Source organism: Syntrophomonas palmitatica JCM 14374, from assembly GCF_001311885.1.
Classification (GTDB): Bacteria; Bacillota; Syntrophomonadia; order Syntrophomonadales; family Syntrophomonadaceae; genus Syntrophomonas_A; species Syntrophomonas_A palmitatica.
This window is the reverse complement of the sequence record NZ_BBCE01000002.1, coordinates 93174-105366: the sequence shown is the minus strand read 5'-3', so window position 1 is coordinate 105366 and position 12193 is coordinate 93174. Positions and strand designations below refer to the sequence as shown.

Genomic DNA, 12193 nt, shown 5'->3' with positions numbered 1-12193 from the left:
ATTCACCTTCTGTTTTTAAACAATTCCATCCCGCTGATATCTTCCCACCAGGCCACTACCCTGGCTACTCTTGATATGATTGCATTGCAATGATTAATCGCCATTCCCTTACCCACCGCTTTTCCTCCCACTGTCAAAGCGGCAATAATGCTGGTCATTACAGCTCCGGCCAGTACCGTATCAATCAATGCAAACTGCTGAGCAAGTTTGACCACTATGCCTGCTCCGATAGCGCCGCTTAGAGTACCGGAAATGTCCCCCACAACGTCATTGCAGAAATTAGCGACCAGATCGGCATTGCGAATCAGAGTCACCGCCTGCCGGGCTCCATATAATTTCTTGGCGGCTTGAGCATTAAAAGGTGGCAAAAGCGCCGCGGTTGATGCTGTACCTATAATATCAAAAAATATTCCCAGAAATATTATCAATAAAAGCAGAAAAACAGCGACTATCACGCTGTTAACCGCCCTTACCAGAGCTTCAGAGCCTATACTTACCAGCAAGGCTATAAAAAATGTAAAGAAGGCGATAATCAGCCTGATATCAGGCTCGTCTTCTGTATCTGCACCTTTTATCCTTCACTATCCATTTAATATTATGTACATCCAGACATGGATACTAATCCAGGTCCGGTCAATATACCGGCAAAAGGTTGTTTAGCGAGTAAACGCTGCGACTTAGGTCCAGAAGGTTTTCCCAGCAGGTCTCCCAACTGTTGCCAGATGGGCGGTTTCCCTTTATGCCCGCTTCATACCGTCGCCGGTTATGAGACTGGATTACCACTTAGTACGCACTTTAATCCTCGATAAACTATGCTAAAAAGCAATCAGTCTAGGGGTTTTCCCCGGCAGCCCACACCAGTTTCTAGCCTCTTTTGCAGCCGACGGTTTCAGAACAGGCGATACAGTCCTGGCCGGGACTTTTTCACCCTTTTGCGTTCATCCGCCGCCTCCACTCAAGGCAGGCTACACTGCACCCAGCTTCTACCAAATGCAGGTTTTCTTTCTATCGTCTCCGATAGAAAGCCTCCACGGATATGAGGGTCATGCCCGCATGCCGTTGCGGATTGCCCCCACACCCTTAACTCCCAGCGACGACCCCGGACTGGGCGTCCAAAGCCGACACCAGAAGCTTCATCGTTGTGCCCTTAACGGATTTTTAGCCCCGTCTTCAAACTGGTAGGGCTGACTAGAATACTGCAACCTTTTGCCAGTCATCTTGTCGATGCCTATTATATCACAGGCCCAAAATACAATCCAGCCTGGTGGTTTATTGAGCGATTTCAGCCTTTCAGCTTTCACGAATCAGAACATAAGCTGCTAATCGACGCAGGAAGTCAGCTTCCGGTCCAAAACGCTCCAGGCTGGCTATGCAGGCTTCTACACTTTCCCGCGCCAGTTCATATGATTTCTCCAAACCAAACAGGCTGGGATAGGTAGTCTTATGGTTCTTTTCATCACTGCCCACCGGTTTGCCTATTAGTTCTTCGTTGCCTTTTATATCTAATATATCGTCAGTAATCTGAAAAGCCAACCCAAAGCTCCTGGCATAATCGTCCAGGGCATTAACTCCTGCTTCATTCATACCCGTTAATATAGCTCCGGCCCGTAAAGAAGCCCGAAAAAGCTCGCCGGTTTTAAGACTATGCAGGGTGCGCAAGGTTTCATAATCAACTGCTTTTCCCTCTGATTGCAGATCAATCACCTGACCGCCGATCATGCCTCGGCTGCCAGCAGCCCGGGCTATCTCTCCGATAACCCTTATCAAGTATGCAGGCTTTATGCCTTCCACCTGGGCATTAAGACTCATTAATTCGAAAGCAGCCGTTAAGAGGGCATCCCCAGTTAAAATAGCGTTAGCTTCACCGAAAACCTTATGGCAGGTAGCTTCCCCCTTCTGAAATCATCATCATCCATAGCCGGAAGATCATCATGCACCAAAGAATAACAATGAATCATTTCTACCGCACAGGCCAACGGCATCACAGTCTCCCGCCTGGCTCCCGCCAGAATCGCTCCTTCGAATACGAGAATAGGGCGCAGACGTTTTCCTCCATTTAAAACCGCGTAATACATGGCTTCGTGAATAACCGCCGGCTGAATCTCTACGTTATGCAGATACTTTTGTAAACAGGAGTCAACATATTCCTTTCTATTAGACATTTCTTTTTTAAATGCTTTAACATCCAGTTCCATACGTTCTGCTCCTCTAATCAACTTGATTTATTCATTTTACCATTTTTCTCGATTTTGATTATCTTTTAAGGAATAATCACTTGACACCTGAATCTTACAAATCTAATATAAAACTTGTTGGTCAATTTTAAAACCACGCGGTCAATTAAAGGGGGTTTTCGGGATTTCACGCAAGGAAGCTGAACGTGAATTTAAAAAACAATTAATCGCCAATGCTGCCCGGCAATTATATCTCGATAAAGACTTTGAAGCAGTAACAGTCCAGGATATCGCCAAAGCCGCCGAATTCGGCAAAGGCACCATTTACCAATATTTTGATAGTAAAGAAGAAATATTATACTATCTCATTTATCAGGTAACAGAAGAAAGTTATATAAATATGCATGATAAATGCGCGGTTGAAACCGATGCCCGCGCAGCTCTGAACCAATACCTTTCTCTGCAATATGAGTTTTTTATGACCTATAACCGTTTGTTTTTATCCTTGACCCGGCTTTTGTTTGCCAAAGCCGTCCCGGAGCACTGGATGTCTGAATTTAATTCTATCCGGGAAAAAAACTGCAGTTACTGGCAGCAATAATAGATAGAGGCATAGAGCAAGGTGTTTTCATAACCACTGACAGCTACAGGATGGCCAGGGCCTTACGCAATATAATACGCGGCTTTAGCATAGAATCCGCAGAAAATAAAAGCGATAAAAATGACCCTCAAAAAGATCAGGAGTTTTTTAAGGCGGTTTTATTCAACGGCCTGCTAAAGCAGTAGAAAGATGATACAAACATAATTGGGGGAGGAACTTAGCTTGGACAATCAGACCCACCCGGTTGATCATGAAAATATCGAACATAAACGCAGAAATGTTATCCTGCTGATTCTTTTAGGGGCTGTAGTTTTAGCTGTTGCCGCTGGTTTGTGGTGGAGACAAGAGCTTAAAACCAGTATAACTACGGATAATGCCAAAGTTACCGGAGATATCATTGATGTGAGTCCTAAAGTAGCAGGCCGCCTGGAGTCAGTCATGGTTAAAGAAGAACAAGAAGTTAAAGTCGGACAGGTACTTGCTAATTTGGATCAAACATCATTAAGGATTGCCCTCAACCAGGCCGAGGCCGGTTTAGAACTGGCCAAAATTAACTATGAAAAACTTCCCGAGGATTTAAAAGCGGCTGAGGCTTCAATTGATAAGGCCGAGAAAAACCTTGCGGCAGCCCGGGCCAAAGTCAAAAACAGCGAAATCGCTCTGGCTGATGCTAATAGAAATCTCGAAAAGAGCGAAGCCCTCTATCAGTCAGGCGCATTGTCCAAGGATTTGCTTGATAGCGCCAAGAGCAAAGCTGCCAGCGCTCAAGACCTGCTCGATGTCGACCAGGCTAATATGTTATCATTGCAGGCCGCATTGGAGGAGGCCAGAGCCAATAGCGGTTCGAAATTGAAGACTGCCGGTCCTTCATATGCAGCCGCTTTGAAACAGAGTCAGGCTCTGTATGAAACCGCCCGTTACAATTATCAAAACAGCGTTATAGTCGCTCCCTGCAGCGGCCGGGTAGTAAGACTTCTGGCACAGCCGGGTGAAAATGTAAGTTTGGGACAAACCATAGTAAGCATATGTAACATTGACTCCACCTGGATTACGGCCAACATAGAGGAAAAGAAAATAGGCCGCGTCAAGCCCGGTCAAAAAGTAGATATCAAGATCGACAGTTATCCTGGTCAGGTCATTCCAGGGCGGGTAGTTTCAGTTGGCAGCGCAACCCAATCGTTCTTTTCCCTTTTGCCGACTGAAAATTCATCCGGAAATTATACCAAGGTAGTCCAGCGTTTGCCGGTTAAGATTATTCCCCTTTACCGGAACCTGCCCCTTAAACCCGGAATGTCCGCTCAGGTGAAAATTCACACCATACCTTAAACCTTACGGGAGATAGTCGTAATATGCGTCCCTCACAAGATGATCAGAAAATTCAATGGTCGGTTATATCGGTCATATTGATTGGCACGTTTATGGCAGTTCTAAACGGCAGTATTGTAAATGTAGCCTTGCCCAAAATTATGGCTATATTCAACGCCACCAGCGATTCCATCCAATGGGTATTAACCTGTTATTTAATGACATTGGGTGTGGTGATGCCGGTCACCGGCTTTATGGCAGATCGTTTTGGCTACAAACGCATGTATTTTATAGCCCTGGCTCTATTTACGGCGGGATCTGCTATCTGTGGCCTGGCCTGGAGTATTAACAGCCTGATCGCGGCCCGGATTATACAGGCTATCGGAGGCGGCATAATGACGCCGTTAGGTATGGCCTTTGTTTACCGGGTAGTTCCTCGCAATAAAATTGGCCTGGTGATGGGGGTCTGGGGTATTGCGGCTATGGCTGCTCCCGCAATAGGGCCTACCCTGGGCGGTTACCTGGTAGAATACGTAAGCTGGCGATTGATATTCTATGTCAATGTGCCTATTGGCATAATAAACCTGGTTCTGTCCTCTATCCTTTTAAGTGAGACTGAATCCATAAAAGGCAAACATTTTGATTTCACCGGACTAATCAGTTCCATCATCGGCCTGTTTTGCCTCCTCCTGGCCCTCAGCCAGGGCAGCAAACACGGCTGGGGTTCGCCCTATATTGTTTCACTATTTGCTGTTGCCGCCACGGCTTTGTCAATATTTGTTTATAATGAGCTTACCCATCCCGAACCGCTTTTAGAGCTGCGTTTATTTAAGGATTTTCAATTTACTGTCTCTACCCTGATCGGTATCACTCTAAATATCGGCATGTTTGGCGGCATGTTTTTGTTCCCCCTGCTTTTGCAAAGCGTTTTAGGCCAGAGTGCCATGAAAACCGGACTAATCGTGTTTCCCTCGGCTATTGCCACGGCGGTAATGATGCCTATTAGCGGCCGTATTTTCGACCGTTACGCGCCCGGGGAGTAGTGTTGATCGGCCTGGCCCTGGTAACGGTAACCACTTACATGATGAGCGATTTTACTGAAATGACGCCTTTTTATGTTATGAGTCTGCTGATGGTGTTTAGAGGCATTGGCATGGGACTTTCCATGATAACAGCCACTACGGCCGGCATGGCCACAGTCCCTTTAAGTCTAATCAGCAAAGCCTCGGCTTTGCGCAATGTTATTCTGCAGATAGCGGCTTCTCTGGGTATTGCGATGTTTACAACCCTGATGCAGCACCGCCAGGTCTTTCATTATGCCAATATGGCTGCATTAATCAACCTTAACACAGCGGATGGTATCGCTTTGCAAAAATGGTCAGCCGGGCTCGGGGCAGGTATGGGCTGGTTAAGCGGAACTTCACAAATAGCCAGCCTGGCTCTGATAGCTAAAAAACTGGCCATGTTTTCAATGGTTGAGGCTATTGACGATTGTTTTATCGTAGCCGCCGCCATATGTCTAATGGCTGTGTTTTTCAGCCTGTTTTTAAAAGGCAGGAATCCCGTGCAAGAAATACCTGAAATCCAGGCTAATCAAAGGCTGCTTAGTGAAAATTAGCCCTGTTCTTCTATATTAAGCTCCTGGAGAATAAGTTCACCGCTTTCATTTTCTATAAGGCGCTGAATACGGCCTTCGGCCTCCTGTAAGAGCTTCTGGCAGTAACGTGATAAAGCTATGCCCTCTTCAAACAGCTTCAACGATTCTTCGAGTTCCAGACTGCCCGATTCAAGATTTTCCACGATTTGTTCCAGGTTTTTCATGGCCTGTTCAAAGCTCATTGCCATCTGATCACCGTCTCCTTGCCTATAACCTTAACCGCCAACCGGTCCTGGTAAAGATCAATATTGATTTCATCACCAATATTAACCTGTTCGCTCTTATTAATGATTTGCCCTTCCCGGCTGGCGATGGCGTACCCCCTCTGCAAAACCTTGAGCGGGCTCAGCTTGTCCAAGGCGGTAGCCGCCAAAGACAGGGCCATGGTTTTATCTTTACAACGTTCTGCAGCCAGTTGGCATAATTTCTGTCGCAATTCTCGCACATCGTGCCGGCGTTCTTCCAACAAAACACCAGGTTGTGTCCATATTTTTTTAATCATCATGCGGTCAAGCGTTTCACTGCGATAAGAGATTTTATAGTCAATGGCCCTTATAAGCCTGTGGCGGTAATTGTTAATATCCGCCTCAAGTCCGTCAATATCCGGTACCGCCAGCTGCGCGGCCTGGGTTGGGGTAGCAGCTCTTAGATCAGCCGCCAGGTCCGCCAGGCAATAATCCACTTCATGGCCGACGGCTGATATCACTGGAATAACCGATTCACAGATAGCCCTGACTACCTCTTCGCTGTTGAAAGCCATCAGGTCCTCAAAGGAGCCCCCGCCCCGTCCCACAATAATAAGGTCGACATAATTCTGGCGGTTCAACCATCTAATGCCCCGGGCAATCTCCGCCGGCGCATCCAGGCCCTGTACGGCACTATGCACCAGAACGATTTCCACCTTACTGTGACGCTGGCGCACGACTTTTAGAATATCCCGCAAGGCCGCTCCATCCTGCGAAGTAACTATACCCAGACGGTTCACTATCCGGGGAACCGTCCTCTTTTTATCGGCGGCAAAGCAACCCTCGCTTCCAGCCGGGCCTTTAGTTTCTCCAGATATAGAAACAATCCTCCTACGCCATACGGCTGCATCTCTTCGGCATATACCTGGTATTTTCCCTGTCGGGCGAAAACTGATACCGAACCCCGCAGCAAAACTTCCATGCCGTCTTCTGGTTGGAATCCCAAAGTCCGTACCCGGCTCTTGAACATAACACAACTGATGCTGCTCTCCTGGTCCTTAAGCGTAAAATACATATGCCCCGATTGCTGGTAAAGCTTAAACCCTGAAATCTCGCCCTTTAACCAGAAGCCGTGCAAGCCCGGTTCACAGTCCAGCAAGCTGCCAATGTAATTATTTAATTCGCTGACAGTTAGAAATTCGTTCATAAAACACTTCCAACGCTATATTCTCTTCGATAATACTACATAACATTGTTAAAGGTAAAACGTTAACCTAATCCCTTATGGGAGATGATTTTAAGGTAAGTTTGTATGAAACCTAAATCCTTTTTAGGGTCTATTTTCTTACTATTTATTTTCCAAATCACTTCTTCGTGGTAAACTTTTAATATCTGAGACATTATCAATTTGGGGGAGGATTAGTATGTCCGACTTTTTCCTGAATTTCTTTAGCCGGTTGAAACTGCTGGAATTGTTGGAGTCCTTGCCATCCCTTGGTTCATTAAGAGTTAAAAAAACACCCGTCAATGATTCTGTTAAGAACATTAATAATCAAGTCAGCTCTAAAATCCCCTTCAGCGAGATTATTAAGCAGGCCAGTGAGAAATACGGGGTTGATGAAAGTCTAATAAGTGCGGTTATTAAGCAGGAGTCTTCATTTAATCCGCTGGCGGTTTCCAAATGCGGAGCCCAGGGTCTCATGCAGTTAATGCCTGCAATCGGCAAGGCTCTGGGGGTGGTTAATCCTTTTGACGCGGAACAAAATATTATGGCGGGCACTAAATACCTGAAACAAAAGCTGGATGAGTTTGGCGGCAACGTGTCTCTGGCCCTGGCAGCCTATAATGCCGGCAGCGGAGCGGTAAAAAAATACGGCGGCATTCCGCCCTATAAAGAAACCCAGGCTTATGTGAAAAAAATCGTACAAAATATCGATTATATGGCCTGACCGCCACGAGCGGCTATACATAAGTTTTCCATAAGTTTGGCAATCAGAATCGGGCCTAATCCTCCGGGAACAGGCAGGAGATAACCTTCATTATTAACTACTGAATCTTTATCTACATTTCCGCAGCTTGTGCCGGAATGCCAGTAAAACCCGGCGTCAATAAGCAATAATGCTTTTGTTAAGTGTTCCCCTGTCAAGACCTGGGGCGCACCCTTTTCTATTACCAGAATATCAGCTTCTCCTGGAAGATCTGGTTTATACTCGGGGATCACCCGCACCTGTGCATTATCCTTGATCAACAATACCGCCAGGGGCATAATAAGATCAAAAGAATCTCCCACCAGTACAATATTCTTTTCTCGATAAGCAGGATAAACCCGCCTGATTACTTCCAGACATCCTGAAGCCGCACAACTTGCGTAACCTCGGGATGCTGTAAACAAACGTCCCCTATTGTAAGGGTTAAAACCATCCACATCCTTTTCCGGTATAATGGCAGTCAGGATTTCTTCCCGCCATGGTTCCAATTTATCAGGCAAAGGAAGCTGCAGGATAATGCCGTGAATACCGTCATCTCGGTTAAGTTCATTAATAGTCTGTAAAATGGTTTCCTTTTCGATCTCGGCATCCAGGCGAACAAGTCTTAACCGGCCATGGATATAATCTGCCGCTTTTTCTTTTAAGCCTACATAGACAAGGCTGTCTTCTTGTTCTCCCACCAGGATAACAGCCAGTACAGGGCATATATTCTCTTTTTCATTGGCAGCCCGGAGAGATTGTTTAATCTCTTGCGCAATCTCCATCCCGCTAATAATCTGCACGTTTTTACACCTCAAAGTCTATAAGTTTTTCCTTGATGTCTAACCTTTTTCACTAATCTGCCAGCGCAATGCCTCTACAGTGTTTTTCATGAGATAGGCTACAGTCACCGCGCCAACCCCTCCGGGTACGGGAGTAATAAAGGATGCCCGTTGCTTGGCGCTGTCAAAATCCACATCTCCCACGATACGATCTCCCAAAGAGTTGATACCCGCGTCGATTACTATTGCTCCTTCACGTACCCATTCCCCTTTAATCAAGCCTGGTTTTCCAGCGGCAACTATTAAAATCTCCGCCCTCTTAACATGTTCTTCCAGCAAACCTCTTTTATCTGTAGCATAATGACATATGCTTACCGTGGCTTCTTCTTTTAAAAGCATAATAGCGCACGGTTTGCCTACAATATCACTATGACCCACTACTGTAACTTCCCTGCCGTTAAGATCCACTCCGGTTGATTTGATGAGCGCCACTATAGCCTGTGCGGTGCAGGGCATCAATCCCGGAACGCCCAGGAATAAACGTCCCAGGTTTTGCGGGGTAACCCCTTCCACGTCCTTTTGTGTGCTGATGCTCCACTGCACGACCTTGGTGTCAAGATGAGGCGGCAGGGGCACATGCATAATCAAACCGTTTATATAGGGATCGCGATTTATATTATCAACCGTGTTTAATAACCTTTTTTGCGAAGTGCCTTCAGAAAGCTGAATGGTTTCATAGCTTATACCTGCCATTTCAGCCACACGCCGCTGTGAGCTTAAATAAACCTGGGATGCAGGGTCTTCCCCTACCTCCAGGGTCATGAGCAGGGGCGATATATTTTGTTTTTTCAGCTCCTTTACTTCAGCCGCCACCTCGGCTAAAAGCTTCTCTGCTATCTTTTTTCCGTATAAACTTTAGCCTCTCCCACCACAATACCTCCATAATTATGATAGACACCAATTTCCCAGACTTCTATGTTTACACAGACTTACTAAGAAACGATTAACCATAGATACACACAGATGTGTCACAGATTAAGACCAATAATTTCTATTGTGTTGGCATATTTTATTACCAGCCCAAAGCATGCAACCAAATCAATACCCAATACTGCCCGGTTTAAATAATTCTGCTTTATTGACTAATTTTCATCTGTGTTCATCTGTGGTGAATTACCCCCCCTGTGCAGGCGCAGGCCAGCATGGCCACGCCTACCGCATTGTCAGTGCTTAAAGATGGTGCGGCAAAATAGAGTTTCATCCCTTGCAGTCGTTTAATTAATCTTTCGCGAATCAGTGTATTGGCCATGACTCCGCCTACCAGAAGAACTTCCTTTTGTCCTGTCTTTTCAGCACTGTTAAGCAGTACCTTTTCCAGTGTATTAGCCAGGACCCGTAAGACCGCAAAAGCCAGATCCTGGTGGGCCAGGCCGCTGTTCAGCAGCTGCAAAGCTCGGTTTTCCGGACCCGAAAAGGAGAAACCCCGCGGGTTGACCGCAGAAGGAATAGCAGGTATGTTTTTGCCTGAAGAGCGAAGGGCTAATTTCTCCATATCCTTACCGGCAGGAAAAGCCAGGCCCATGGCTACCCCCACTCTGTCAACCAGCTGACCGGCATGAAGGTCAGTGCCTGCCATTAATAATTCTATACTAAAACAGCCCCTTGTGGTTGTTTTCACATTTAAAACTTCAGATGTTCCACCGGAAAAATGAACCGCTAAAAACCCGGGAGCATCCATAAGTTCCCTGGCGTCATGAAGCCCGGCCATAATATGCCCATCTTGATGAGCGACCTCATAAAGCGGCAAACCGGAATAAAGAGATAATACCCGGGCCTGTGTTAATCCGGCAGTAAATACCGGCATATAACTTCCGGGTACATTACGTGGGAAGGCGCTTACAGCCACAGCTTTCACTGTTTTATGTAAACCATCAGGAAGTTCGGCAAACAAAAGCGGCAGATTTTTTAAATGCAGGAACAGAGCCTCAGACTGGCGCAATCCTCTATTTCCCGGTTTTACAACCAGGTTAATACGTTTGTCAATTAATACTTGATAATTCTCGTCCACCACCGCCAGCGAACTCGTATAGGCACTGGTGTCCAGGCCGAGGTAATAAGCCATAATTTATTCCCCCAGCAGGCGATCAAGGATAGCGTTTATAAAAGCCGGAGAATTTTCATCGCCGTATTTTTTGGCCATCTCCACCGCTTCATCGATAGCTACCACTGGTTGGGAATTTTCCATATACAGAATTTCAAAGGCAGCCACCCGCATAATATTACGGTCTACTGAAGGCATACGGTTTATAGCCCAATCCCTTGCATAGGAAGAAATCCTGCGGTCAATATCCGCCTGGTGCTCCAGGGTTCCTTCGGTTAACTCCCAGGAGAAACTATGGTCTTTTTCCATAAGTTCCGACTCATGCAAAAGGTAATCAAAGGCCTGCTTGGGATCAGCATCTACCTGATCTACTTGAAACAAAACCTTAAAAGCTAGTTCTCTTGCCTTTCTTCTACTCAAAAGTATTCTCCCTCAGTTAATGTTGTCGTTCTCTGAATATTTCTTTCATCCACTGGTCCAGGCTTTTTTTCTGGTCAATCTCCTTACCAATAAAATACCCCGCCAGGATAGAGATAATTACAAAAATTGTACGCCAAAAGCCATAGGTTATAAATAATATACTGGCCAGGAGTCCCAGTAATATACCTATAGTTTTGCCCCGGTGTTCCTGCAAAACAAAAAGCAGGATTTTCTCCCACATAGCAATGCCCCCTTATGTTCCGGCTTTTTTACTGGAAACGTTCATATCGTCCACCAGTATTTTTACTTCCGCCACTTTCAAACCGCCTGTGTTTTCAAGGTACTGCTTGACCACAGTCTGAATACTCTTTGACATTTCCGGTACGCTGTAATCCGGATTGATCATCATGTGCAGATAGACTATCAATCCTTCCGGGCTGTTGTTAATAACCGAAGTGGTTTCCTTAACCCCTTCGATTTTACGCAGCGCTTTTACAATAATTGCTTTTATAGCAGGAATAGTAATCGATATATCCCCTGCCAGAGTGCTGTCCACCACAATAGAATTTGTTTTCGCTTCCATTTTGAAATTGGTCAATAAAACTATCAAAGCCAAAACTAGAAATATTGTAGCGACCAACCCCACTGCCAGGCGGTTTTGAGGAGTCGACAGGGCCAGGTTTATGTAACTGACAGGTTCGGGACGGCCCAAAGCTGCAGCCGCTGCGGCTGCAGATACTATTACCATCAACAGATTATAAACAAAAAACAGACAACGTTGAAGAATGTTCACTTTTTCACCTTCTCAATATGAAAATAGCCACAGATCACCAGATCTCCCGCATCTATGGGTACTTAGCAACATTTTTGATAAAGTGTTTATGTTCTGCGAAAAAAAAATAGACAAGGATATTTATGTTGCCCTCTCATGGGGTAGTAGAAAAATAAACAGAAACCCCTTGGTTAAGCAAGGGGTTATCGTTTATCAATACATGAATGTG

At 45.7% G+C, this 12193-nt stretch carries 14 protein-coding genes and 3 pseudogenes; 6 read left to right on the top strand and 11 right to left on the bottom strand.

Annotated features, from left to right (window positions below; all coding sequences use genetic code 11):
- Window positions 1-2: 2 nt before the first annotated feature.
- A complete protein-coding gene (locus JCM14374_RS01820; RefSeq protein ID WP_242848773.1) occupies window positions 3-503 on the bottom strand; it encodes a hypothetical protein in 501 nt (166 codons plus the stop codon).
- Between the two features lie 787 nt (window positions 504-1290).
- Window positions 1291-2075, bottom strand: a pseudogene (locus JCM14374_RS01815) (polyprenyl synthetase family protein).
- Between the two features lie 244 nt (window positions 2076-2319).
- On the opposite strand from JCM14374_RS01815, the pseudogene JCM14374_RS15520 reads away from it, so the two are divergent.
- The 5 genes and pseudogenes from JCM14374_RS15520 to JCM14374_RS13300 form a co-directional block, all read left to right on the top strand.
- A pseudogene (locus JCM14374_RS15520) lies at window positions 2320-2520 on the top strand (TetR/AcrR family transcriptional regulator); the annotation flags it as partial.
- A 54-nt stretch (window positions 2521-2574) separates the two neighbouring features.
- The gene (locus JCM14374_RS14275) at window positions 2575-2775 is read left to right on the top strand and encodes a hypothetical protein (protein WP_054692712.1); all 201 of its coding nucleotides are present in this window, start codon (window positions 2575-2577) and stop codon (window positions 2773-2775) included.
- Window positions 2776-2997: 222 nt separating this feature from the next.
- On the top strand, window positions 2998-4101 hold the full coding sequence (locus tag JCM14374_RS01805) for an HlyD family secretion protein (RefSeq protein WP_054692709.1): 1104 nt from the start codon (window positions 2998-3000) through the stop codon (window positions 4099-4101).
- A gap of 23 nt (window positions 4102-4124) precedes the next feature.
- A complete protein-coding gene (locus tag JCM14374_RS13305) occupies window positions 4125-5123 on the top strand; it encodes a DHA2 family efflux MFS transporter permease subunit (protein ID WP_157048906.1) in 999 nt (332 codons plus the stop codon).
- Window positions 5123-5698: an MFS transporter gene (locus JCM14374_RS13300; protein WP_157048905.1), complete on the top strand. Its 576-nt coding sequence runs from the start codon at window positions 5123-5125 to the stop codon at window positions 5696-5698. The genes JCM14374_RS13305 and JCM14374_RS13300 overlap by 1 nt, the downstream gene beginning before the upstream one ends.
- On the opposite strand, the gene xseB is transcribed toward JCM14374_RS13300, so the two are convergent.
- From xseB to JCM14374_RS14270, 3 genes are read right to left on the bottom strand one after another with little or no spacing between them, the layout of a single operon-like run.
- The gene (gene xseB / locus JCM14374_RS01795) at window positions 5695-5925 is read right to left on the bottom strand and encodes an exodeoxyribonuclease VII small subunit (protein WP_054692706.1); all 231 of its coding nucleotides are present in this window, start codon (window positions 5923-5925) and stop codon (window positions 5695-5697) included. The two genes, JCM14374_RS13300 and xseB, sit on opposite strands and share 4 nt — an antisense overlap.
- On the bottom strand, window positions 5916-6722 hold the full coding sequence (gene xseA, locus JCM14374_RS01790; RefSeq protein WP_242848772.1) for an exodeoxyribonuclease VII large subunit: 807 nt from the start codon (window positions 6720-6722) through the stop codon (window positions 5916-5918). Before xseA ends, xseB begins: the two co-directional genes overlap by 10 nt.
- A complete protein-coding gene (locus JCM14374_RS14270) occupies window positions 6722-7129 on the bottom strand; it encodes an exodeoxyribonuclease VII large subunit (RefSeq protein ID WP_242848771.1) in 408 nt (135 codons plus the stop codon). The genes xseA and JCM14374_RS14270 overlap by 1 nt, the downstream gene beginning before the upstream one ends.
- Window positions 7130-7346: 217 nt before the next feature.
- On the opposite strand from JCM14374_RS14270, the gene JCM14374_RS15065 reads away from it, so the two are divergent.
- Window positions 7347-7871, top strand: a complete 525-nt coding sequence (locus tag JCM14374_RS15065) for a lytic transglycosylase domain-containing protein (protein ID WP_054692703.1) — start codon at window positions 7347-7349, stop codon at window positions 7869-7871.
- Here JCM14374_RS15065 and JCM14374_RS01780 read toward each other — a convergent pair.
- From JCM14374_RS01780 to amaP, 6 genes and pseudogenes are all read right to left on the bottom strand, one after another.
- Window positions 7859-8692 carry a bifunctional 5,10-methylenetetrahydrofolate dehydrogenase/5,10-methenyltetrahydrofolate cyclohydrolase gene (locus JCM14374_RS01780; RefSeq protein WP_054692696.1) on the bottom strand — a complete coding sequence of 278 codons (834 nt, stop codon included), beginning with the start codon at window positions 8690-8692 and terminating at the stop codon, window positions 7859-7861. The two genes, JCM14374_RS15065 and JCM14374_RS01780, sit on opposite strands and share 13 nt — an antisense overlap.
- Before the next feature lie 39 nt (window positions 8693-8731).
- Window positions 8732-9571, bottom strand: a pseudogene (locus JCM14374_RS15515) (bifunctional 5,10-methylenetetrahydrofolate dehydrogenase/5,10-methenyltetrahydrofolate cyclohydrolase); the annotation flags it as partial.
- A 259-nt stretch (window positions 9572-9830) separates the two neighbouring features.
- A complete protein-coding gene (locus JCM14374_RS01770) occupies window positions 9831-10793 on the bottom strand; it encodes a Kae1-like domain-containing protein (RefSeq protein WP_054692688.1) in 963 nt (320 codons plus the stop codon).
- A 3-nt stretch (window positions 10794-10796) separates the two neighbouring features.
- Window positions 10797-11192 (bottom strand): transcription antitermination factor NusB, encoded by a 396-nt coding sequence (gene nusB, locus JCM14374_RS01765; protein ID WP_054692685.1) that lies wholly within the window; start codon window positions 11190-11192, stop codon window positions 10797-10799.
- Between the two features lie 16 nt (window positions 11193-11208).
- The gene (locus tag JCM14374_RS01760) at window positions 11209-11433 is read right to left on the bottom strand and encodes a DUF2273 domain-containing protein (RefSeq protein ID WP_054692682.1); all 225 of its coding nucleotides are present in this window, start codon (window positions 11431-11433) and stop codon (window positions 11209-11211) included.
- Between the two features lie 12 nt (window positions 11434-11445).
- The gene (amaP, locus tag JCM14374_RS01755) at window positions 11446-11985 is read right to left on the bottom strand and encodes an alkaline shock response membrane anchor protein AmaP (RefSeq protein WP_054692679.1); all 540 of its coding nucleotides are present in this window, start codon (window positions 11983-11985) and stop codon (window positions 11446-11448) included.
- Between the last annotated feature and the right edge of the window lie 208 nt (window positions 11986-12193).

What these genes read in the sequence shown, in the direction of transcription:
- JCM14374_RS14275 (WP_054692712.1), top strand. Translation starts at nt 2,575, where the DNA reads ATGCATGATAAATGCGCGGTTGAAACCGATGCCCGCGCAGCTCTGAAC.
- xseB (WP_054692706.1), bottom strand. Translation starts at nt 5,925, where the DNA reads ATGGCAATGAGCTTTGAACAGGCCATGAAAAACCTGGAACAAATCGTG.
- JCM14374_RS13305 (WP_157048906.1), top strand. Translation starts at nt 4,125, where the DNA reads ATGCGTCCCTCACAAGATGATCAGAAAATTCAATGGTCGGTTATATCG.
- JCM14374_RS01770 (WP_054692688.1), bottom strand. Translation starts at nt 10,793, where the DNA reads ATGGCTTATTACCTCGGCCTGGACACCAGTGCCTATACGAGTTCGCTG.
- JCM14374_RS14270 (WP_242848771.1), bottom strand. Translation starts at nt 7,129, where the DNA reads ATGAACGAATTTCTAACTGTCAGCGAATTAAATAATTACATTGGCAGC.
- JCM14374_RS01760 (WP_054692682.1), bottom strand. Translation starts at nt 11,433, where the DNA reads ATGTGGGAGAAAATCCTGCTTTTTGTTTTGCAGGAACACCGGGGCAAA.
- JCM14374_RS15065 (WP_054692703.1), top strand. Translation starts at nt 7,347, where the DNA reads ATGTCCGACTTTTTCCTGAATTTCTTTAGCCGGTTGAAACTGCTGGAA.